This window comes from Pseudomonas sp. W4I3 (assembly GCF_030816195.1).
Lineage (GTDB): Bacteria > Pseudomonadota > Gammaproteobacteria > Pseudomonadales > Pseudomonadaceae > Aquipseudomonas.
Window position 1 is genome coordinate 3,938,268 of record NZ_JAUSXS010000001.1, and the last position, 24,993, is coordinate 3,963,260.

2 protein-coding genes are annotated in these 24,993 nt (G+C 66.4%); both read right to left on the reverse strand.

Going from position 1 to position 24,993, the window contains the following annotated elements:
• Positions 1-445: 445 nt before the first annotated feature.
• Positions 446-11,779, reverse strand: coding sequence for a non-ribosomal peptide synthetase (locus QF045_RS17880; RefSeq protein ID WP_306493395.1), 11,334 nt, complete (start codon positions 11,777-11,779; stop codon positions 446-448).
• A complete protein-coding gene (locus tag QF045_RS17885) occupies positions 11,776-24,723 on the reverse strand; it encodes a non-ribosomal peptide synthetase (RefSeq protein WP_306493396.1) in 12,948 nt (4,315 codons plus the stop codon). Before QF045_RS17885 ends, QF045_RS17880 begins: the two co-directional genes overlap by 4 nt.
• Between the last annotated feature and the right edge of the window lie 270 nt (positions 24,724-24,993).

Below are 24,993 nucleotides of genomic sequence, written 5' to 3' on the forward strand. Positions count from 1 at the left end.
GAGCATGGGTATCCAAACGCTAACCACGATGCGCAGCGAGTCGCTCTTGATCTTGATCTGGCTTTTGATCCTGGGCGCCCCGTTAAACCACGCTGGCCGAACGCAGGCTTGGATTCGTGGGTAACCCGGCAGGACGCCGGGTTAGCCGCCCCGCGCCATGGATGGCGCGTGGCGGCGGCCCACGGATTCAAGCCTTCGTTCGGGCACACCGAGCCCAAGCGAGGTGCCGAGTGGTGGGGCAAGAGCCCTTTGGTTACTTTGGGGCTTTTCCAAAGTGACCCGCCGTAAGGGCGGAACCCTAAGTGGCCGTGACCGCAGGAACGGATATGTACCCGGTCCGATCCAACATCCTGGTCGGCCCAGAGGCCGCCATCGGGGGCAAGCCCCCTCCCACATTTGGACCGAGGTGTATCAGGAACAAGCCCCTTCCCACCTTTATCGGCCATCAAGACACCCGCTCCCCAACCACAACGCCCTCAAGCCACCACTTGGCCAACGCCGCAATGTTCGGCGCCTTGAGCAAGGTGAAATGATTGCCCCCGCCGTGCCACACCTGCAGACCACGCCCCTGCCGTCGCCACCCTTCGACCATCAGCCCCTGCTCGCGTTGGTTGCCCGCCGCATCCAGCGCAGGGTCCCGCGCCAGCACCAGGCGCACCACGCCTTCATAGCGCGCCTGTGGTCGATACACCGTGCGCAACGCCGCCGCATAGGTGCGCGCCGGCCCGGCCATGGCGTCGACGGCAGCGCGTGCCGGCAATAACCCGACGTCGACCATTCCCGCATGCAACGCCTGGCGCTGCGCCAGCTCATCGCGCCCAGCAAACTCCAGCGGGTCGATTCCCAGCGATTGCCCGGCCGCCAACTGCATCGCTTCAATCAGCCGCAACAGCGCCGCCGTCGATGTGTACGGGCGCCCCACCACGCCGTTGCCGCCCGGCGACTCGCTGTCGATCACGGTCAACGACGCCACCTCGCGGCCCATCGCCTGCAAGCGCAGGGCCATTTCCAGCGCGACCCAGCCGCCAAACGAATGCCCGACCAGGTGCACCGGCCCCGCCGGACACTCATGGGCCAGTGCGGTCAGGTAACACTGCGCCGCCGCTTCCACCTGGCTATGGGGCACGGCTTCACCGTCCAGCCCGCGCGGTTGCAGGCCATACAACGGCCAGTCACGCCCGAGTGCCTCGCTCAAACCGACGAAGCCGGTCACGCTGTCTCCCGCCCCCGGCACACAGAACACCGGCGCATGCCCGGCTCGCCCACTCTGAATGCGCAACACCGGTTGATGCACCGCGCAACTGACTGGCGCGCCGGCCTGCAGCGCCTGCGTCATCGCCCGGCCCAGACCTTGGATGTGCGGAGCCTGCATCATGCTTTGGTGGTCTCCCGGTACCGGCACCTGGTGCAGCTGCCCCGGCGCCAGCGCCGTGTCCCAACCCAGCGCCGCGCTGCGCCGGGACAGCTCGGTGGGCCGCTGCTCGGCACTGAATAAATGCACGGGGATCGGCAGCGGGAACAGGCTGTAATGGGCCAGCGCATGCCCATGCCCGACTTCACGTTCGAGAAAGCTCACCAGATCCGCGTCCGCAGCCGCCGCCATTTGCGCGTATAGCAGACCTTGATCGCGACAGCGTTGCAGCAGGCCCGCAACGTCCAGCTGTCCAAGGTTTGCCTCCAGTTGTTCCAGACTCGCCAGCTCATCGACCCCTCCCTGTGCTTTCCAATACGCCGTGCACTGCAGCAGCAAATGCCGCTTGAGCGCGTGCGGCCCGCTCCAGCGCGCCTTGCCCTGGTCGGTCATGCGCGGCACATAGCTGTCGATCAGGCCGAGAAAGGCCACCGGCTCATCGAGCCCCAGCAGTTGCATGGCCACTTCATAGGCCAGCACTCCGCCAAACGACCAGCCTGCGACGCGGTAAGGGCCATGGGGCTGGATGCCCCGAATCAACCCGACCATGCGCGCCGCCAGGCCTTCCATGGTGGTCAGATGCGCCTCGCCCAGCGGCACCCCCGGCAGGCCGTAGATGGGGTAATCGCCGGGCAAGTGTTGGCCCAGCGCTGGGAAATAAACGTCCATGCCGCTGAATTCGTGCACGAGGAATAACGGCGCCTGCGTGCCGCTCTCGCGCACGGTGATCACCGAGGTGTCGCGCACAGGCGCGTCGGTACGCTGGCGCAACAGCGCGGCGATGCCCGCCACGCTGACATGCTGGAACAGCTCGGCCAGCGACACCGGCAAACCGGCTTCGTCGAGCAGCGTGACCAGGCGAATCGCCAACAGCGAATGCCCGCCCAGATCAAAGAAGCTGTCGTGCCGCCCCACCTGCTCCAGCTTCAACACCTGCGCCCACATCTGCGCCAGGCGCTGTTCCAGGGCGTCGAGGGGCGCCTCGAACTCGCCGCTGGCGAGCGCGTCATACGCAGGCACCGGCAAGGCTTTGCGGTCGACCTTGCCGTTGGCCGTCAATGGCAGCCGGTCGAGGGGCACATAGGCGGAGGGCCGCATGTATTCAGGCAGTTGCTCATGCAGGTGCGCACGCACCCGGTCGAGGCTAACCGCGTCTGCGGCCCAGGTGAAATAGGCGACCAGGCGCTTGTCTCCCGGCACGTCTTCGCGCGCCAGCACCACCACGTCCTGGAGGCCCGAAAAGGTCGCCAGGCGCGCCTCGATCTCGCCCAGTTCGATACGGAAACCGCGGATCTTCACCTGATCATCGTTGCGCCCGAGGCACTCCAGCAGGCCGTCCGCCGTCCAGCGGCCAAGGTCGCCGGTGCGGTACAGCAATGCGCCTGGATTGAAGGGGTCGTGCACGAATTTTTCAGCGCTCAGTTCAGGCCGATTCAGGTAACCCTTGGCCACGCCGTCACCGCCGATGCAGATTTCACCGCTGACGCCCAATGGCACCGGCTGCAATTGCGCATCCAGCACGTGCACCTGGGTGTTGGCGATCGGTCGCCCGATCGGCACGCTGTCGGCCTCGTCAGCCAATGCGCGCACTTCATAGGTGGTGGCGTAGGTGGTGGTTTCGGTCGGGCCATAGCAGTGCACCAGGCGCAATGCCGGTGCCTGCGCCAACAGGCTGCGGAACGCCGCCGGGTCGGCGCGCTCGCCACCGCAGAGCAGGATGCGCAAGCAGGCCAGGGCCTGGGGAATCATCTGCACGTACTGGTTGAACAGCGCGGTAGTGACGAACAGCACCGTGGCGTCCTGCAGTGCCGCGCCGAACGCCAGCGGGTCGAGCAAGGTGGCATGCTCGATCACGTGCACCTGGCCGCCGTTGAGCAACGGCCCCCACACGTCCATGGTGCTGGCGTCGAAGGCCGGGTTGGACGCAAAGGCCACGCGGTCACTGGCATTGAAGTCGGCGTAACCGTTGTTGAGCACCAAACGCGTGATGCCACGATGGGGCACCAACACGCCTTTGGGTATGCCGGTGGAGCCGGAGGTGTACATGATGTACGCCACGCTGTCCGAGGACTGCGACAGGTCGGGGTTATGGTTCGGTTGCGCAGCCAGCGTCAGGCGGTCCAGGTCCAGGCGTTGCGCCACGAAGTCGAGCGCTGTATCGCTGTGGGTCAACAGCCAGGTCGCGCCGCTGTCGTGCTGCATGAAGCCTTGGCGCTCGGCGGGTGCGTGGATGTCCAGCGGCACGTAGGCGGCGGCGCATTTGAGAATCGCCAGTTGGCTGACCAACAAATCCAGGCAGCGCGGCAGCAGGATCGTGACGTTATCGCCGGGCAGCACCCCCAGGCCCATCAGGTGATGCGCCAACTGGTTGGCCCGCGTGTTCAGCTCGCCATAGCTCAGCCGCTGCTCGCCGTGCACCGCCGCCAGCGCGTCGGGACGCGCCTGGGCCTGGGCTTCGCACAAACGCTGCACGGTGTGCTCGCGCGGGAAATCACGGGCGGTGGCGTTGAAGTCCGACAGTAGCTGGCGCTCCGTCGCCGGCAACACCTGCACGCAACCGATGGCAATAGCGCTGTGGCTTTCCAGCGCTTGCACCAGGTGCTCCAGGGCAACCTGCAGGTATGCACACAAACGCTCGGCGCCCGGCCCCATGGCGCTCAAGGTAAAGCCTTCACCGAGGTCGTCCACGCTCAATGACAGGCCGTAGTTGGTGTGTTCTTCGGCCTTGAGCAACTCAATGCCTTGCCATGCCTGCGCCACGGCGCCCGCTTGCGGCGCGCTGTGGCGGTAGTTGAACAGCACGTCGAACAACGCTGTACTGGCGGGCACGCCGCTGCAACGCTGGGCCAGGGCCAACGGCGCATGCTCATGGCTGAGCAATTGACTCAGGCGCGCATGGGTGGCCCGCAGCGCATTGCGCACCGAGCGCTCACCCAGGTCGATGCGCAGCGGCAAGGTGTTGATAAACACGCCCATGGCGCGCTCGGCACCTTCACCGCCCTGCAGGCGACCGAGCATCACCGTGCCGAACACCACGTTTTCACGCCCACTGACCTTGCCCAGTACATGGCCCCAACCCAGGTGCATCAGGCTCGCCGCACTCACGCCCGACTGCCGGGCCTGCACCCGCAGGCGCTGGCTCAAGCCTGGATCCAGCGACAGCTGGGCGCGGTGCGCACCGTCGGTAATCTGAACCTGGGTCGGCTCGTCGATATCACCGAGCATCTCGCGGAGGAATGCCTCGTGGTCGCGGTCAATCAGGCAGGTCTGCGCCACGTAGTTGCGATACGGCACGGCCGCACCCAGTTCATCCTCGCGCCCCAACAGAAACGCCTGCATCTCATGCTGCAGAATCTCCAGCGCCACGTGGTCCATGACCAGATGATGGAACAGCAAGGTCGCGACCACGCGCTGCGCCTGCTCGCTGTACACCAGGCGCATCAGCGGCGCCTGGTCCAGTTCCAGGCGCTGTGGCAGCGGCCCGCTTTCGACGCGCAGTGAAGCCGTGCGCCACACCACCTGCACCGGTTGCTCCAGGCCCTCCCAATGGAAGGAGGAGCGCAGGATGTCGTGCCGCTCGATCACCGCCTGTAACGCATGGGCAAACGCGTCCAGGCGCACACGGCTGTCGAAGCCGAACTGCGCCTGCAGTACGTAGGCGTCGTCCCCCTGCGCCGCCCGATGCTGATAGAGCATGCCCGCCTGCAACGGTGCCAGCGGGTAGATGTCCTGCACATTCGCCGCGCCGCCGGGAATGACCGCGACAATGCGCTCGATGGCAGGCGGGTCGAGCTTGATCAGCGTCAACATCGGCGGGGTGATCCGTACGCAGTCGGCCGCGATGCCATTGGCCGGCACCGCCACTTCACGCCCGCTGCCGAGGGCTGCCGCCAACGCCGACAGCGTAGGCTGGCCAAACAGCACTTTCACGTCCGCCGCCAGCCCCAGGCGCCGCATGCGCCCCACCAGGCTGACCGCCAGCAACGAGTGCCCGCCCAGTTCGAAAAAATTATCGTGGCGGCCGACCCGCTCCACGTTCAGCAACTCGGCCCACAGGCTGGCCAGGGCGATTTCGGTGTCGCCCTGGGGCGCTTCATACTCGCGCAGCCTCTGCGCGTCCACGCCAGGCTCCGGCAGCGCCTTGCGCTCAAGCTTGCCGTTAGGGCTCAGCGGCAATGCCTCCAGGTGCACGAAGGTCGCCGGCACCATGAACTCCGGCAGGTGCTGCAACAGGTGCGCGCGCAAGGCGTCGAGGTCGCAGCGCACGCCGGTGTAATACGCCACCAGGCGCTGCTCGCGGGCGATCACTGCGGCTTCGTTGACCGCTGGGTGGTCAGTCAGGCGCGCCTGGATTTCTCCCAGTTCAATGCGCAGGCCACGGATTTTCACCTGGTCATCGTTGCGCCCCAGATACTCGATAGCTCCATCCGGCAAATAGCGCCCTACGTCGCCCGTGCGGTACATGCGCCCCGCCACGAAGGGGTCGTCGAGAAAGCGCTCGGCGGTCAGCTCGGGGCGGTTCAGATAGCCGCGCGCCACCTGCACGCCGGCGATGAACAGTTCGCCCACCACGCCCAGGGGCACCGGCTGCAACTGCGGGTCCAGCAGGTACAGACGGGTATTGGCAATCGGCTTGCCGATAGGCGTGTTGTCCGGGGTCTGCGGGCCGCTGCAGTCCCAAGCCGTCACATCCACCGCCGCTTCGGTCGGGCCGTAGAGGTTGTGCAATTGCGCGCCCGGCAACTGCTGCTTGAAGCGCCGCACCAGGCTGCCCGGCAGGGCTTCGCCGCTGCACATCACACGCACCAGCCCAGCCGCCTGGCTGACGTCGCCGTGGGCGAGGAACACATCAAGCATCGACGGCACAAAATGCAAGGTGGTGACCTGTTCGGCCTCAATCACCTGGCACAGGTATTCAGGCTCCTTGTGCCCGCCCGGCCGCGCCATCACCAGGCGAGCGCCGGTGAACAGCGGCCAGAAAAACTCCCACACCGACACGTCGAAGCTGAACGGGGTTTTCTGCAGCACCGTATCAGCCGCGCCGAGTGCGTATTCGTCCTGCATCCACAGCAAGCGGTTGACCACCCCGGCGTGTTCGTTGATCACGCCCTTGGGTTGGCCGGTGGAGCCGGAGGTGTAGATCACGTAGGCGGTCACGCTCGCCACGCCGGGGTTGTGCTGGGGCTGGTGTTGCCAACTCGGCTGGTCCAGGTCGACCACCGCCACCTCGCCCAGCAAGCCGCGCGTGCTGCCTTGGGCCAGCACCACGCTCGGGGCGCTGTCGTGCAGCATGTAGGCCAGGCGTTCCAGCGGGTACGCCGGGTCCAACGGCACATAGGCAGCGCCGGCCTTGAGGATCGCGTACAGGCCGATAACCATGTCCAGGCCACGCTCCACGCAGATCGCCACCCGCGCATCCGGCTGCACGCCCAGGGCCAGTAGGTGGTGGGCCAGCTGGTTGGCGCGTGCGTTCAGTTCGGCGTAGGTCAATTGCTGCTCGCCGGCCTTCAGCGCAATGGCGTGCGGCGTTCGCAGCACCTGCGCTTCAAACAGGCTGTGCAGGGTCTGGTCGAGATCGTAGTCCACGGCGGTGGCGTTGAAATCGAACAGCAGATGTTGGCGTTCACGCTCATCCAGCAGCGGCGCGTGTTCCAGCACCGCCTGATCGTTATCGACCATGGCCTGCAACACCCGGGTGAAATAACCGACATAACGCTGCACCGTCGATTCATCGAACAGCGCCACCGCATATTCCAGTACACCGAGCAGCGTGCCCTGCACTTCGCCCAGATTCAGCGACAGGTCGAACTTGGCGAAGTGGCTGTTCTCCACAATGCCTTCCAGGGCCAGGTCGCCCAGGGCCAGGGTGGGCGCGCTGCTGTCCTGCCAACTGAACAAGGTCTGGAACAACGGGCTGTGGGAGAGGCTGCGCGGTGGCCGAGTGATTTCCACCACCTGCTCGAACGGCAAATCCTGGTGGGCCTGCGCCGCCAGCGTCAGTGCCTTGACCCGCGCCAGCAGCGCTTCGCTGCTCAGTTCGCCACTGGTGTCGATACGCACCGCCAGGGTGTTGACGAACAGTCCGATCAGCCCTTCCACCTCAGTGCGTGTGCGGTTGGCCACCGGCGAGCCGATCACCAGGTCGTGCTGCCCGGACAAGCGCGCCAGCAACGAGGCCCAGGCACTCATCAAGGTCATGTACAGCGTGGTGCCATGGCGTTGGCTCAAGGCCTTGAGCCCGGCGGTAAGGCGCTCATCCAGGCGCACTTCGACACTGCTGCCGGCGTAGTCCTGCTGCGCCGGACGCGGGCGGTCGGTCGGCAAAGTAAGCAAGGCCGGCGCACCGGCCAGGGCCTGTTGCCAATAGCTGCTTTGGCGGTGCAGCACCTCACCGCTCAGCCACAGGCGTTGCCACACGGCGAAGTCGGCGTACTGGATCGGCAACGGCGGCAGTGGGTCAGCCTGGCCGTGGCTGAAGGCCTGGTACAGCGCCATCAGTTCGCGGGTAAGCACCCCCATTGACCAGCCATCGGAGACAATGTGGTGCAGGGTCAGCAGCAGCACGTGGTGATCGTCGGCCATGACTACCAGGCGACCGCGCAGCAAGGGGCCGCGCTCGAGGTCGAACGGCGCCGAGGCTTCACCGTGGATCAGCGCGTCCAGCGCCTGCTGCGGTTGCGGATGGCGGCGCAAGTCCTGCACCTGCAGCGCCAGCATGTCTTCGGCCGGCACGATCAGCACCTGGGCTTCGTCGCCGTGCTGGGCGAAGCGACTGCGCAAGGTTTCATGCCGCGCGACAATGCGCGCCAAGGCACGCTGCAGCGCCTGCACATGCAGGTGCCCGCGCAAACGCAAGCCGATGGGGATGTTGTAAGCGGTGTTGGCGCCTTCCATCAAGGCGAGGAACCACAAGCGCTGCTGGGCGAACGACAACGGCAGCTCGGCGTCACGATTGGCCGGCAGGATGTCCGGCAAGGTACTGCGCCCGGCGCGGGCCAACAGCTCGGCGACCGCTGCCAATTCTGCATTGGCGAACAGGTCACCCAGCACCAGCTCCACCCCCAGGCGCTGGCGCACCTGGGAGACCATGCGCATGGCCAGCAACGAATGCCCGCCCAGCTCGAAGAAGTGATCACGACGCCCGACCCGCTCCACCTGCAACACATCGGCCCAGATCTGCGCCAATACGCTTTCGATCTCGCCCAGCGGTGCCTCGTAGTCGCGGCTGAACACCGCAGCACTGTCGGGTGCCGGCAACGCCTTGCGGTCGAGCTTGCCGTTGGCGGTCAACGGCAGTGCGTCAAGCTTCATGAAGGCGGCCGGCACCATGTAGTCCGGCAGATGGGCCACCAGGTGCGCGCGGATATCAGCGACCGCCAGCCCATCGAGTTGCGGATTTTCGGTGAAATAGGCCACCAGCCGTTCTTCACGCACCAGCACCACCGCTTCGAGAATGCCCGGCAGTTGATTGAGCTGGGTTTCGATCTCGCCCAGCTCGATGCGCATACCACGGATCTTCACCTGGTCATCGTTGCGCCCCAGGTACTCGAGGTTGCCGTCGGGCAGCCAGCGCGCGAGGTCGCCAGTGCGGTACATGCGGCCACTGTTGAAGGGGTCGCGCAGGAAACGCTCGGCGGTCAGTTCCGGGCGATTGAGGTAACCACGGGCCACGCCCGTGCCGCCCACATACAGTTCGCCCGCCACACCCAACGGCACCGGGCGCTGCTGTTCGTCCAGCAGATAGACCCTGGCGTTGGCGATGGGTTTGCCGATGTGCAAGGGCTGGCCCGCCTCGACCTTGCCGGAGGTGGCGACCACCGTGGCTTCGGTGGGGCCGTAGTTGTTGATCAGCTCAAAGCGCTGCGCTCGCCCGAACTGGCGCAGGCGGTCACCGCCGATCAGCAGCGTGCGCAGGGTCGGGTGTTCGATGTTCTGGCTGAAGGCGTATTCGGCCACTGGCGTCGGCAGAAAACATACGTCCAACGGCTGCGCGCACCACCACGCCAGCAGCGCGTCGAGGTCTTCGGCGCCGTCGTGGGCCGGTGGCAGGTGCAAGGTGGCGCCCACGCACAGCGCCGGCCACACTTCCCAAGCCATCGCATCAAAGCCGAAACCGGCCACGCTGGCGGTATGTCGCCCGGCGCGCAGGTCGAAGGCGCTGCAATGCCAGTCCACCAGATTGGCCACGGTGTGATGTTCCACCATCACCCCTTTGGGCAGGCCGGTGGAGCCGGACGTATAGATCAGATAGGCCAGGTTCGACGGCGTGACGGCCACCTTGGGGTTGCTCGCCGAATGGTGCTGCCAGGTGAAGCGGTCGAGGTTGATCACCGGCACGTCAAGCGGCGGCAGGCGCTCGAGCAAGGCGTGCTGGGTCAGCACCGCCACCGGGGCGCTGTCGCTGAGCAGGTAGCTCAGGCGCTCGGCCGGGTGGGCGGGGTCGACCGGTACATAACAGGCGCCGGCCTTGAGGATCGCCAGCAGCCCGGCCAGGGTGTCCAGGCCACGGCGCGCAACGATGGCCACGCGATCATCGGGCTTGACCCCCAGCGCCAGCAGATGATGGGCCAGCAGGTTGGCTTGCTGGTTGAGTTCGGCGTAGGTCAGCGTGCGCTCCAGGCACACCGCCGCGATGGCATCCGGGGTGAGCGCGGCCTGGGCTTCGATGCGGCCGTGCACGGTGGTGCCCTGGGGGAACACCGCCTGGGTTGCGTTGAACTGCTCGAGCAACAGGCGTTGTTCGGCAACCGGCACCACCGGCAGTTGGTTGAGCGCAGTGTGCGGCGCCTGCTCCAGCGCGGTCACCAGGTGTTCCAGCGCGGTTTGCAGGTAGGCGCAGACCCGCTGCGGGTCGACGGCAGTGCTGGCGAGCAGGCTCAGGCCGAAATCCTCGCCCAGGTCATCCACGCTCAGGGTCAGCGGATAGTTGGTGCGCTCCTCGGCCCGCAGCGCGGTGATGCCGTGCCACGCCGACACCGCCTCGGCGCTGGCCGCCGCCGCGCTGTGCCGGTAGTTGAGCAGCGCACTGAACAGCGGTGTCGGCGCCACCACTGCGCTGCAGCGCTGGGCCAGGGCCAGCGCCGCGTGTTCATGGCGCAATAACGTGGTGAGGCGTGCGTGGGTGGCCTTGACCCCGGTGCGTACGTCCTGGGTGTCCACGTCCACACGAAACGGCAACGTATTGATGAAGATGCCCAGCGCACGATCCGTGGCATGACTGCCCTGCATGCGCCCCATCAAAACGGTGCCGAACACCACCTGAGCCTTGCCGGCCAGCACCCCGAGCACCTGGGCCCAGCCCATATGAAACAGGCTGGCGGTACTCACCCCCAACTGCCGTGCCTGGGCGCGCAAGCGCCGCGAAAGCTGCGGCGCCAACGCCAGGCTGACTTCGACAATGCCCCGCGCATCGCCCTGCACATCCTGCAAGCCGAACGGCAAGGTCGGCTCGCTGATGTCGCCGAGCATCTGCCGAAAGAAGCGTTCATGTTCCTGCTCGCTGATGCCCAACCGTGCCTGCGCCACGTAGTTGCGAAACGGCACCGCCTGGCCCAGGGCGGCGCCCTGGCCCAGCAGGCACGCCTGCATTTCATGGCACACCACTTCCAGGGCGCTGTGGTCCAGCGCCATGTGATGGAACAGCAAGGTGGCGACGATGCGCCCGTTGGCCGGGTCGTCGGCACGCACCAGGCGCAACAGCGGCGCCTGGGTCACGTCGAGGCGGTAGTGGCGCGCGTCGAACAACGCGTGCAGTTGCGCGGCGATATCGCCGTCGGCCGGGTCCAGCATCAGCGCCTGCACCGGCAGGCGCGCCTGGCGCCACACCACTTGCGAGGGTTGCTCCAGGCCATCCCAGACCACGCCCGTGCGCAGGATGTCATGGCGGTCCATCACCTGTTGCAGGGCCTGGGCAAAGGCGTCGAAACGCTCGAGGCTGTCGAAAGCGAACTGCGACTGCATCACATACGGGTCGCCCTGCTCGGCGCTGACGTGATGGAACAGAATGCCTTCCTGCAAGGGCGCCAGCGGGTAGATATCCTGGATATTCGGCACACCGCCCGTGACCGTGGCGACGATACGCTCGATCTCGTCCTGGCTCAGCGTGGACAGGCTCAACATCGCCGGGGTGATGCGCTCGGCGCCCGGCACAATGCCGTTGGCTGGCACCTGCACCTCACCGGCCTTGGTGGCCGAATAGTCACCGGCCTTGATCAGCTCGATCAGTGCCGGCTTGTGTTCGCGCAGCGCGGCGAGGATCGCCGGGTCGCTCAGGGCGTGCTTGTTGCCTTGCACCGACAACTGCTCGCCCTTGAGCGCCAGTTGCACGTCCTTGGTGTTCAGGGTTGCCAGCAGCTCAAGGATGTTCACAGGACGATCTCCATTCGTTCGGTCATTGCGGCGTAGCCGGCCAGGGTCGGTTGTTCGAACAACCCCCGCACATCGGCTTCCATGCCTTCCTGGCGCAAGCGCCCGATCAAGCTCACGGCGAGCAGCGAGTGCCCGCCCAGTTCAAAGAAGTTGTCGTGCCGCCCTACTCGCTCCACCTTCAGCAACTCGGCCCAGAGCTGGGCCAGCAGGATTTCGGTGTCGCCTTCGGGCGCCTCATACTCGCGCACACTCAACGCCGCCATGCCCGGCGCCGGCAGCGCCTTGCGGTCCAGCTTGCCGTTGGGGCTCAGGGGTAAAGCTTCAAGGTGCACGAACACGGCGGGTACCATGAAGTCCGGCAGGTGCTGCAGGAGTTCGCCGCGCAGCGCGTCGATGGCGGTTGCCACGCCGGTGTAGTAAGCCACCAGGCGCTCTTCGCGGGCCACGACCACCGCATCCTTGACCGCCGGATGCTCGACCAGGCGCGCCTGGATTTCCCCCAGTTCGATACGCAGGCCGCGGATCTTCACCTGGTCATCGTTGCGGCCCAGGTACTCGATATTGCCGTCCGGCAAATAGCGCCCCAGGTCACCGGTGCGGTACATCCGCCCCTCATTGAACGGGTCCTTGAGGAAGCGTTCAGCGGTGAGTTGCACACGGTTGAGGTAACCACGCGCCACTTGCACGCCCGCAATGAACAGCTCGCCCACCACGCCCAGCGGCACGGGCTGCAACTGCTCATCCAGCACGTACATGCGCGTGTTGGCAATCGGCTTGCCGATGGGGGTGTTGTCCGGCACCTCAGCGCGCGCGCAGTTCCATGCGGTCACGTCCACTGCGGCTTCGGTCGGGCCATACAGGTTGTACAAACCGGTGTCCGGCAGTTGCTGCTTGAAGCGCCGCACCAGGCTGCCCGGCAGCGCTTCACCGCTGCACATCACGCGCAACAGCCCGGCCGCCTGGCTGACGTCGCCGTGGGCCAGGAACACGTCGAGCATCGAGGGTACAAAGTGCAGCGTGGTGATCCGCTCGGCCTCGATCACATCACACAGGTACGCCGGATCCTTGTGCCCGCCCGGACGCGCCATCACCAGGCGCGCACCGGTCAACAGCGGCCAGAAGAACTCCCACACCGACACGTCGAAGCTGAACGGGGTTTTCTGCAGCACCGCGTCGTGTGCCTTGAGGCCATAGGCGTCCTGCATCCACAGCAGACGGTTGACCACCCCGGCGTGTTCGTTGATCACGCCTTTGGGCTGTCCGGTGGAACCGGAGGTGTAGATCACGTAGGCCTGATGCCGGGCCGTGAGGCCAGGCACCTGTGGATTGCTCGCAGGCTGGTGCTGCCAGGTGTCGTGGTCCAGGTCGATGACCGGCACAGCGCCCAGCCAGTCACGGGTTGCACCCTGGGCCAGCACCACCACCGGCGCGCTGTCCTGCAGCATGTAGGCCAGGCGCTCCTGGGGGTAGGCCGGGTCCAGCGGTACATAACCGCCGCCGGCCTTGAGGATGGCCAGCAGGCCAATGACCATGTCCAGGCCACGCTCCAGGCAGATACCCACCCGCGCATCCGGCTGTACGCCATGCGCACGCAAGTGATGGGCCAGGCGGTTGGCGCGTTCGTTGAGCTGCTGGTAGGTGAGTTGCTCCTCGCCGGCCTTCACCGCGACCGCCTCCGGTGAACGGCGGACCTTGGCTTCGAACATCCCGTGCAGGGTCTGCTCGAGGTTGTAGTTCACCTCGGTGGCGTTGAACTCGACCAGTAGTTTGTGCCGTTCTTCGGCGCCCAGCACCGGCAAGCGATTCAACGCCTGCTGCGGTGCCTGCTCCAATGCCTGAACCAGGCCGGCCAAGGCGGTCTGCATGTACCCGCAGACCCGTTGTGCATCCACCCGCGCCAGGGCGGTGACGTCATAACCGTCGCCCAGGTCATCCACGTTCAGGGTCAGCGGGTAGTTGGTGCGCCCATCATTGACCAGGGTCTGCATGCCTTCCCAGGCGTGCTGCGCATCCGCCGAGCGGGTGGCGGAACCGCGATGGCGATAGTTGAGCATCGAACTGAACAACGGTGCCGGGGCCGCCACCCCGCTGCAACGCTGGGCCAGGGCCAGGGACGCGTGCTCATGGCCGAGCAAGGCGGTGAGCCGCGCATGGGTGGCGCGCACCGCCTCGCGGGCGCCTTGGGCGTCGATGTCCAGACGCAGTGGCAAGGTATTGATAAACACCCCAAGGGCCCGGTCGGCGCCCTCGCCGCCCTGCAGGCGCCCCACCAACACGGTGCCGAACACCACGCTGTGGCGCGCCGAAGTGGCGGCCAGCACCTGGCCCCAGGCCAGGTGGAACAGGCTGGCGCTGCTGACCCCGAGCAAGCGGGCCTGGGCACGCAGGCGTCGGTTCAGTTCAGCGTCCAGGTGCAGGGTGTGTTCTTCGATGGCGTTACCGTCACCGCGCACGTCCTGCAGGCCGAACGGCAAGGTGGGTTCATCGACATCACCAAGCATGTCGCGAAAGAACGCTTCATGTTCCTGCTCACTCACGCCCAACCGCGCCTGGGCCACGTAGTTGCGGTACGGCATCGGTGCGGCGGCAGGCGCGGGGTGGCCCAGCAGGTAGCCCTGCATTTCGCGCAGTACGACGTCGAACGCGGTGTGGTCCAGGGCGATATGGTGGTAAAGCAAGACCGCCACCACACGCTGGTTGGCCGGATCGCGCGCATGGATCAAGCGGATCAGCGGCGCCTGGCTGATATCCAGGCGATATCGGCGTGCGTCAAAACGCTGATGCAGGCCGGCGAGTACGTCACCGTGCAACTGCAACGCCTGCACGCTCAATTGAGCCTGGCGCCACACCACTTGCAGCGGTTGTACCAGGCCTTCCCAGACCACGCCGGTGCGCAGGATGTCATGGCGGTCGATCACCTGTTGCAGCGCCTGGGCAAAGGCTTGCAGCCGCTCGACACTGTCGAAGGCCAGGTGTGATTGCAACAGGTACGGGTCGCCCTGCTCAGCGGTGAGGTAGTGGTAGAGAATGCCTTCCTGCAACGGCGCCAGCGGGTAGATGTCCTGCACATTGGCGGCGCCGCCCGGCACCTGGGCAATCACCTGATCGAGCGTCGATTGCGCCAGCGTGACCAGGGGCAGCATGTCGGCGGTGATGCGTTGGCAACCGGCAGGGATGCGGTTGGCCGGCACCTGCACTTCGCGTCCACTGCCGACGGCGGCCGCCAGCGCGGCCAGGGTCGGTTGGCTGAACAGCACGCGCACATCGGCGCTCAGGCCCACCTGGCGCATGCGCTCGATCAGGCTGACGGCCAGCAACGAGTGCCCGCCCAGCTCGAAGAAGTGGTCATGCCGGCCGACCTGCTGCACCTGCAACACCTCGGCCCAGATCTGCGCCAGGCGGGTTTCCACCTCGCCCTGGGGCGCTTCATAGTCACGGGTCAGCAGCGCCGCCTGGTCGGGCGCCGGCAGGGCCTTGCGGTCCAGCTTGCCGTTGGCGGTCAGGGGCAAGGCCGCGAGTTTGACGTAGGCCACCGGCACCAGCGCCTCGGGCAACTGCGCTTGCAGCTGGGTGCGCAGCGTTTCGATCGGCAGCGGTTGGCGCTCGGTGAACCAGGCGATCAAGCGCCCTTCGCGCACCAGCACCACCGCTTCCGCCACGCCGTCGAGAGCCGCGAGGCGGCTTTCGATTTCGCCCAGCTCAACGCGCACCCCGCGCAGTTTGACTTGGTCGTCGTTACGCCCCAGGTACTCAAGATTGCCATCGGGCAACCAACGCACCAGGTCGCCGGTGCGGTACATGCGCCCAGGGTTGAACGGGTCTTGCAGGAAGCGCTCGGCGGTCAAGTCCGGGCGGTTCAGGTAACCGCGCGCCACGCCGCGCCCGCCCACATACAATTCACCCGCCACGCCGACCGGCACCGGGCGCAGTTGGGCGTCCAGCACATAACTGGTGGCATTGGCGATGGGCCGGCCGATATGCAAAGGCTGCCCGGCACGCACACGGCCGGAGGTGGCGACCACCGTGGCTTCGGTGGGGCCGTAGTTATTGATCAGCGCAAAACGCTGTTCTTGCGTGAACTGGCGCAGGCGGTCGCCGCCCACCAGGAGCATGCGCAAGGTCGGGTGTTGCAGGTTCAGGCTGAACGCGTATTCGGCCACCGGGGTGGGCAGGAAACTCACGTCCAGCGGCTGCGCCAGCCACCAGGCCAGCAGTTCATCAATGTTTTCATTGCCCACATGGGTGGGCGGCAGGTGCAGGGTCGCGCCCACGCACAGCGCCGGCCAGACTTCCCAGGCCATCGCATCAAAACCGAACCCCGCGACGCTGCTGGTCTGGCTGGCGGTCCTCAGGCCAAAGGCCTCACAGTGCCAGTGCACCAGGTTTTCCACGCTGCGGTGCTCCACCATCACGCCCTTGGGCTGGCCGGTGGAGCCGGAGGTGTAGATCACGTAGGCCAGATGCGCCGGGGTCAATGCGTCGAGTTGCGGGTTGTTCACCGCGTGGCGCTGCCAGCCGGGATCGTGCAGATCGATGCTGGCGACGGCGCCGAGCAGGTCTTGTGTGCAGGCCTGCGAGAGCACCGCGACCGGTGCGCTGTCCTCCAGCAAAAAGGCAATCCTTTCAGCCGGGTACGCAGGATCAATCGGCACATAACCGGCGCCGGCCTTGAGAATCCCCAGCAGGCCCACCAGCATCTGCGGGCCGCGACGGCAGCAGATCGCCACGCGGTCGTCCGGCTGCACGCCAAGCGCCAGCAGGTGATGCGCCAGCTGGTTGGCGCGTTGATTGAGCTGTTGGTAGGTCAGCGTTGCACTGTCCTGCTTCATCGCGATGGCATGGGGCTGACGCTCGACCTGCACCTCGAAAGCGCCGTGCAGGGTATGCCCACGCGGGAAGTCATGGGCGGTGGCGTTGAACTCGCGCAGCAGCGTGTCATGCTCCGTCGCCGGCAGGAGCGGCAAATGGTTCAAGCGGGTGTTCGGCGCGCTTTCCAGGGCGCCAACCAGTTGCGCCACGGCGTTGTGCATGTAGTCGCACAACCGCTGGGCGCCGATCTGCGGCACGGCCAGCACCGCCAGCGCAAAGCCCTCGCCCAGGTCGTCCACACTCAAGGTCAGCGGATAGTTACTGCGCTCTTCGCCGCCGAGCAGCTGTACGCCCTCCCAGATGCCATGGCCGTCGCGTGCCATTTCGTCGGGGCTGCTATGACGGTAGTTGAGCAAGGCGCTGAACAACGGTGTGGACGTCGCCACCCCGCTGCAACGCTGGGCCAGGGCCAGTGAGGCATGTTCATGCCCGAGCAAGGCGCTCAAGCGTGCATGGGTGGCTTTGACCGCGTCGGCGGCACCGGCGGCCACATCGACCCGCAGCGGCAAGGTGTTGATGAACATGCCCAGGGCGCGGTCCGCACCGTCGCCGGCCTGCATGCGGCCCATCAGGACGGTGCCGAACACCACGTCGTCGCGCCCGGACACCAGCCCCAGTACCTGCGCCCAGGCCAGGTGCATCAGGCTCGCGGCGCTGACGCCCAACTGGCGCGCCTGCTCACGCACCCGCTGGGCCAACTCGGCCGGCAGCTGGCGTTCGGCCTCTTCGATGGCGCTGCCATCACCCTGCACATCCTGCAGGCCGAACGGCAACGTGGGCTCGTCGACATCGGCGAGCAAGGCGCGGAAGAATTGCTCATGTTCGGCAACACTGACCCCCAGGCGCGCCTGAGCCACGTAATTGCGAAAGGGCGCGGCCTCGGGCAAGTCATCGGCCTGCTCCAGCATGAACGCACGCATCTCCTCGCCCACCACGGCCATGGCGGTGTGGTCCAGCGCCAGGTGGTGGAACAGCAGGATCGCCGCGACCCGCTGATTGGCCGGGTCCTGGGCGTAGACCATGCGCAGCAGCGGCGCCTGGGTGATGTCCAGGCGGTAGTGGCGCGCATCGAAGCGTGCGTGCAGTTGTTCAATGATGCCGCCATCGGCCGGGTCCAGGCTGACTTCCTGTACGACCAGTTGCGCCTGGCGCCAGACCACTTGCACCGGGCTGTCCAGGCCTTCCCAGACCACCCCGGTACGCAGGATGTCGTGGCGGGCTGCCACCTGTTGCAGCGCGCCCATGAAACCCTGCAGGCGCTCGAGACTGTCAAAGGCCATGCGTGATTGCAGCAGGTACGGGTCGCCCTCTTCGGCGCTGATGTGGTGGTAGAGAATGCCTTCCTGCAACGGCGCCAGCGGGTAAATGTCCTGCACATTCGCCGCACCGCCCGGCACGTTGGCGACGATGCGTTCGATGGCGACCGCGTCGAGTTGCACCAGGCTGAGCATGGACGGCGTGATGTGGGTGCAGCCCACCGGGATGCCATTGGCCGGCACCACGACCTCGCGACCGCTGCCCACCGCCGCCGCCAGCGCCGCCAGGGTCGGTTGGCTGAACAACACGCGCACATCGGCGCTCAGGCCGACGCGGCGCATGCGCTCGATCAGGCTGACCGCCAGCAACGAATGCCCGCCCAGCTCGAAGAAATGATCATGGCGACCGACGCGCTCAAGCTTGAGCACGTCCTGCCAGATCTGCGCCAGCAAGCTTTCCACCGCGCCTTGCGGCGCCTCGTAGCCACGGCTGAGCAGGGCTTGCGGATCCGGCGCGGGCAAGGCCTTGCGGTCGAGCTTGCCGTTGTTGGTCAAGGGCAGACTGTCCAGCGGCATATAGGCCGAGGGCAGCATGTAATCGGGTAACTGGCCTTGCAGGTGCGCGTGCACGTAATCGATGCTCAGCGCAGCGTCGGACCAGGTGAAATAGGCGACCAGGCGCTTGTCCCCCGGCGCGTCTTCCCTGGCCAGCACGGCAACCTCCTGGACGCCGGGGCAACTCGCCAGGCGCGCCTCGACCTCGCCCAGTTCGATACGGAACCCACGGATTTTCACTTGATCGTCATTGCGTCCCAGGCACTCGAGCAAGCCGTCCACCGACCAGCGTCCCAGGTCGCCCGTGCGGTACATCAAGGCGTGGGGCTGCTCGGAAAACGGGTCATGCACGAATTTTTCGGCGGTCAGGTCCGGGCGGTTCAGGTAGCCCTTGGCAACCCCATCGCCACCGATGCAGATTTCGCCGATGATGCCCAGCGGCACCGGTTGCAACTGCGCGTCCAGCACATACACCTGCGTATTGGAAATGGGCCGCCCTACGGGCACGCTCTGCGCGTCGTCGGGCAGTGCACGCACTTCGTAAGTGCAGGCATAAGTGGTGGTTTCAGTCGGGCCATAGCAATGCACCAGGCGCAAGGCCGGCGCCTGGGCCAGCAGGCTGCGGAAGGCGTCCGGGTCGGCACGTTCGCCGCCGCACAACAGAATGCGCAGGCCGGCCAGTGCATCGGGGATCAGTTGCACATACTGGTTGAACAGCGCGGTGGTGACGAACACTACCGTGGCGCCCTTAAGCGCGGCGCCGAACGCCTGTGGGTCGAGCACGGTGGCGTGGTCGATCACCTGCACCTGCCCGCCATTGAGCAGCGCGCCCCACACGTCCATGGTGCTGGCGTCGAACGCCGGGTTGGAAGCGAAAGCCACGCGATCCTGGGCATTGAAGTCGGCGTAGCCGTTATTGATCACCAGCCGAACAATGCCGCGATGGGGCACCAATACGCCTTTGGGCGTGCCGGTGGAGCCGGAGGTGTACATGATGTAGGCCACGCTGTCGGCAGATTGCTTCAGCGCGGGATTGCTCGACGGTAGCCCTTCCAGGTCGAGCCCGGCCAGGTTGTCGAGCACCTGGCGCGCGCCGCTGTCGCGCACCATGAACGCCCTGCGTTCGGCCGGCGCGTTGACGTCCAGCGGCACGTACACCGCCGCGCACTTGAGCACGGCCAGTTGGCTGACCACCAGATCAATGGAACGCGGCAGCGCCAAGGCCACCGACTCACCAGGTTGCACGCCCAGGCTGATCAGGTGATGCGCCAGGCGATTGGCGCGGCGATTGAGGTCGCGGTAACTCAGGGACAGTTTGCCGTGCACCACCGCCACCGCTTCAGGCCGTGCCAGCGCCTGGGCTTCGAACAGTTGCACCACGCCCAGATGCGCCGGGTAGTCACGGCCACTGGCGTTGAATTCCACCAGCAGTTGCCGGCGCTCTGCGGGCGGTACGATCGACAGCGCCTGCAGCGCGGTGGTCGGCGCCTGTTGCAGCGCCGTCACCAACTGGCGCAGGGCGGTGAGCATGTACTCGGCCACGCGCTGCACATCCAGGGTGGCGACGCCTTGCACGGTGAGGGCAAAGCCGGTGCCCAGGTCATCGATATTGAGCACCAGCGGGTAGTTGCTGCGCTCCTGGGAGCTGAGCACCTGGATGCCGGACGCGGCGAACGGACTGTCGCCCGGCGCTTGATCCGCTGCGCTGTGGCGATAGTTGAGCAAGGTACTGAACAACGGCAACGCAGCCGGTACGCCGCTGCAGCGCTGAGCCAGGGACAACGAGGCATGTTCGTGACCGAGCAATTGCGCCAGCCGTGCGTGGGTCGCGCGCACACCGGCCTGTACGCCCGTGGCGCCCAGGCTGACGCGCAGTGGCAAGGTGTTGATGAACATCCCCAGCGCCCGATCCGCGCCCTCGCCGCCCTGCATGCGCCCCAGCAGCACGGTGCCGAACACCACCTCCGGCTGGCCGGAAACCTGGCTGAGCACCTGGGCCCAGGCCAGGTGCACCAGGCTCGCGGTGCTGACGCCCAATTGCCGCGCTTGTTCGCGCAGCGCCAGGCTCAGCCCCGACTCCAGCGGCAGGTGCGCTTCGACGATACCGCTGCCGTCGCCATTCACATCCTGCAAGTCGAACGCCAGGGTCGGCTCGTCGATATCGCCGAGCATCTGACTGAAGAACGCTTCATGCTGCGCCTGGCTGACCCCAAGGCGCGCCTGGGCCACGTAGTTGCGGTACTGCACCGCGTCGGGCAGTTGTGCGCTGCGCCCGGACAGGCTGGCGCTCATTTCTTGCACCAGCACGTGCAGGGCGGTGTGGTCGAGCAGGATATGGTGCAGCAGCAGGATGCCGACCAGGCGGCCCGGTTGCTGCGCAGGGTCTTGGGCATGCTCCTCGGTATAGGCCAGGCGCATCAGCGAGGCGCGTGACAGGTCCAGGCGATAATGACGCGGATCGAAGCGCTGCTGCAGTTCAGCCAGGGCATTGTCGCCCGTGGCTTCGACCCGCTCGACCGCCAGCGGCGCCTGGCGCAGCACCACTTGCACCGGCTCATCCAGGCCCTCCCAGAGGATCGCGGTGCGCAGGATGTCATTGCGCTCGATCACGCTGTGCAGCGCCTGGATAAACCCGTCCACGGCGGCCTGATCAGCGAAGCTGAATTGCACCTGCAGCACGTAGGGGTCGCCCTGCGCGGTGGCCAGGTGGTGGTAGAGAATCCCGGCCTGCAACGGCGCCAGGCCGTAGATGTCCTGCACATTGGCAATGCCGCCGGGCACCGCCTGGATGATGTGGTCGATAGCGGCCTGATCCAGGTCCACCAGCGGCAGCATGTCCGGCGTGATGGCCTCACTGTGTTCTTCAATGCGATTGGCCGGCACCTGCACTTCGTGCTGCCCGCCCACCGCCGCCGCCAGCGCGGCCAAGGTTGGCTGGCCGAAGAGCACGCGCACGTCGGCGCTCAGCTCCACTTGGCGCATGCGTTCGATCAGCTTGACCGCCAACAGGGAGTGGCCGCCGAGTTCGAAGAAATTGTCCTCGCGCCCTACCTGCTCGACGTTGAGCAAGTCCTGCCAGAGCGCGGCGATGGCGGTTTCCACCGCGCCTTGCGGTGCTGCATAAGCGCGCCGGGCCAGCGCGTCGGCGTCGGGTGCGGGCAACGCCTTGCGGTCGAGTTTGCCGTTGGTGGTCAGCGGGAACCGCTCCAGCAGCACGAACGCGCCGGGCACCATGTAGTCGGCCAGGTTCAGCAGCAGATGCTCGCGCAGGGCGGCGGCGCTGGTTGCGCCGTCAGCGATCACGTAGGCCACCAGGCGTGTGTCGCCCGGTGTGTCTTCGCGGGCGATCACCAGCGCGTCGCGCACGCCGTCGGCAGTGGCCAGGTGCGCCTGGATTTCGCCGAGTTCGATACGGAAACCGCGAATCTTCACCTGGTCGTCGTTGCGCCCCAGGTACTCGACGCTGCCGTCGGCCCGCAGGCGACCGAGGTCGCCAGTCTTGTACATGCGCAGGCCGGTGGCCGGGTCGGGCAGGAAGCGTTCGGCGTTAAGGGCGTCACGGTTGAGGTAACCGCGCGCCACGCCGGCGCCACCCACATACAGCTCACCGATCACGCCGAACGGCAGCGGCTCACGCTGCGCATCCAGTACGTACAGCTGCAGGTCCGGGATGCGCACGCCAATCGGGCTCACGCCCACCAACTGCGCATCGGCCGCTTCCAGGGCGCGGTACGTCACGTGCACGGTGGTTTCAGTGATGCCATACATGTTCACCAGTTGCGTACCGGCGTTGACCGCCCGCTCATACCACGGCTTGAGCATGCCGGGTTCGAGGGCCTCGCCGCCGAAAATCACCTGGCGCAACGAATGCGCCCGGTCGCTGTTGCCCTGGGCCGCGATCAACTGGCGGAACGCGCTCGGCGTCTGGTTGAGGATGCTCACCGAAGCGTCGCAGAGCAGCTGGTAACACTCATCCGGCGAACGGCTGACCAGTTGCGGCACGATCAGCAACTGGCCACCGTGCATCAGCGCGCCCCAGATTTCCCACACGGAAAAGTCGAACGCAAAGGAATGGAACAGCGCCCACACGTCGTGCTGGTTGAAACCGAACCAGTGCTGGGTGGCGCTGAACAGGCGCGCCACCTGGCGGTGCTCGATCATCACGCCCTTGGGCTGGCCGGTGGAGCCGGAGGTGTAGATGACATAAGCGAGGTTGGCCGCGCTCAGGTGCAGCCGCGGGTTGACGATAGCCTCTGCGTGCAGGGCATCGAGGTCGATCTGCGCCAGGTCGCCGACCAGGTGCCGCGTATTGGCCTGCACCAGCACCGCCACCGGCGCGCTGTCGCTCAGGGTGTAGGCGATGCGTTCGAGCGGGTAAGCCGGGTCGATCGGCACGTAACCGGCACCGGCCTTGAGGATGCCGAGCAGGCCGATGATCATCTGCGGGCCGCGCTCCACGCAGATCGCCACGCGCGCGTCGGGGCGCACGCCCTGGGCCAGCAGCGCATGGGCGACCTGGTTGGCGCGTTCGTTGAGTTCACGGTAGGTCAGGCTGCGCTGTTCGAAGCGCAAGGCGATGGCGTCGGGTTGGGCGGCAGCGTGGTGTTCAACCTGCTCGTGGATCAGTGCGGTGTCGGAGTAGTTCGCGGGGCTTTGGTTGAGGCCATGCAGCAGGGTGTGGCGTTCGAGGTCAGGCAGGATGTTCAGGCCGCGAAGCGGCATGTCCGGTCGCTGTTCCAGCGCATCGGCCAGGCTTTCCAGCGCCGTGTGCAGGTAGCTGGCGACCCGTTGCGCGCTGATGGACGCATCGACCATCACCGTCAGTGCAAAGTCTTCGCCCAGGTCATCGACGTTGACGGTCAGCGGGTAGTTGGTGCGCTCCTCGGCGCCGAGCACCTGAATGCCTTCGGCCACCTCAATCACCGCGTGCATGTCGGTGGCGGCACTGTGGCGGTAGTTGAGCATCGCACTGAACAGCGGCGTCGGTGCCGCCACTCCGCTGCACCGCTGCGCCAGCGCCAGGGACGCGTGCTCGTGCTCAAGCAACGCGGTGAGCCGTTCGTGAGTGGCCTGGATCGCGGCGCGCACGCCTTGCCCGCCCACATCCACGCGCAGCGGCAAGGTGTTGATGAACATGCCCAACGCACGCTCACCGCCCTCGCCTGCGCCCATGCGGCCGAGCATCACGGTGCCGAACACCACCGACTCGCGGCCGGACACCACCCCCAGCACGCGGGCCAACGCCAGGTGCATCAGGCTGGCGACACCCACGCCCAACGGGCGCGCCAGGCTGCGCAGGCGCAGGCTGAGCGCGTGATCCACCGGGATGCGCGCTTCGTCGATGCCCAGGCCATCGCCCTGCACGTCCTGCAGGCCGAAGGGCAACGTTGGTTCGTCGATGTCGGCGAGCATGTCGCGAAAGAAGGCTTCATGCGCCTGCTCGCTCACACCGTGGCGCACCTGGGCGATATAGCTGCGAAACGCCACCGGCTGTGCGGCCAGCGCCTGCTGGCCGGCCAGATACAGCTGGATCTCTTCGCGCACCCCGTCGAGGGCAGTGTGGTCGAGGATGGTGTGGTGGAACAGCAACATCGCCACCACGCGCTGGTTGGCCGGATCGTCGGCGAACACCAGGCGCAGCAGCGGCGCCTGGCCCAGGTCCATGCGATAGGTACGCGCGTCGTAGCGCGCAAGCAACTGGGCCAGGCGGTCGGCGCCGTCCAGCTGCGCCTCTTCACAGGCCAGGGTTGCCTTGCGCCACACCACTTGCAGCGGCTCGTCGAGGCGCTCCCAGGCCATCGACGTGCGCAGGATGTCGTGGCGGTCGATGACCCATTGCAGCGCTTGGGCGAAGCGGTGCAGACGGGCGCGGCTGTCGAACACGAACTGCGCGTGCAGCACGTAGGGATCACCCTGCTGCGCCGAAAGATGGTGGTAGAGCATGCCTTCCTGAAGCGGCGCCAGCGGGTAGATATCCTGCACATTCGCCGCACCGCCGGGGATCGCCGCGACGATGCGGTCGATGGCCGGCTGGTCGAGGCTGACCAGCGGCAGCATATCCGGGGTGATGCGATAGGCCGGGCTCAACCAGTCGCCGCCCTGCGCCGCGACCCACTCAAGCAGTTGGGGTTTATGCGTGATCAGTTGGTCCCACAGCGCATCATCCAGCGCTTGGTCATCGCCCAGGACGATCAGGTCGCCGTCTTCAGTTTGCAGACGGATCGCATGGGTGGAGATCGCTGCCAGTAATTCGCTGAACTGCATGGGGAAACCTGCCTGATATGTCACGGTTGAAGAGAATGTCCGTATTCAGTTGCCGCTGGGATCGGCGCAGCCGGGGGCCTGGAGAGGCTTCCGACAGGCTTGGAAAATTAAGGGATTTGTGCGGCGGGGGGTGACATGGGAAGCGGGGACAAGCGAAGTGGGGGATCGTTCCCACGCTCTGCGTGGAATGCCTCTGGGGACGCTCCGCGTCCCGCCAGACGCCGCAAGTGACGCAGAGCGTCACAGGCTGCATTCCCACGCGGGAGCGTG

What these genes read in the sequence shown, in the direction of transcription:
- QF045_RS17885 (WP_306493396.1), bottom strand. Translation starts at nt 24,723, where the DNA reads ATGCAGTTCAGCGAATTACTGGCAGCGATCTCCACCCATGCGATCCGT.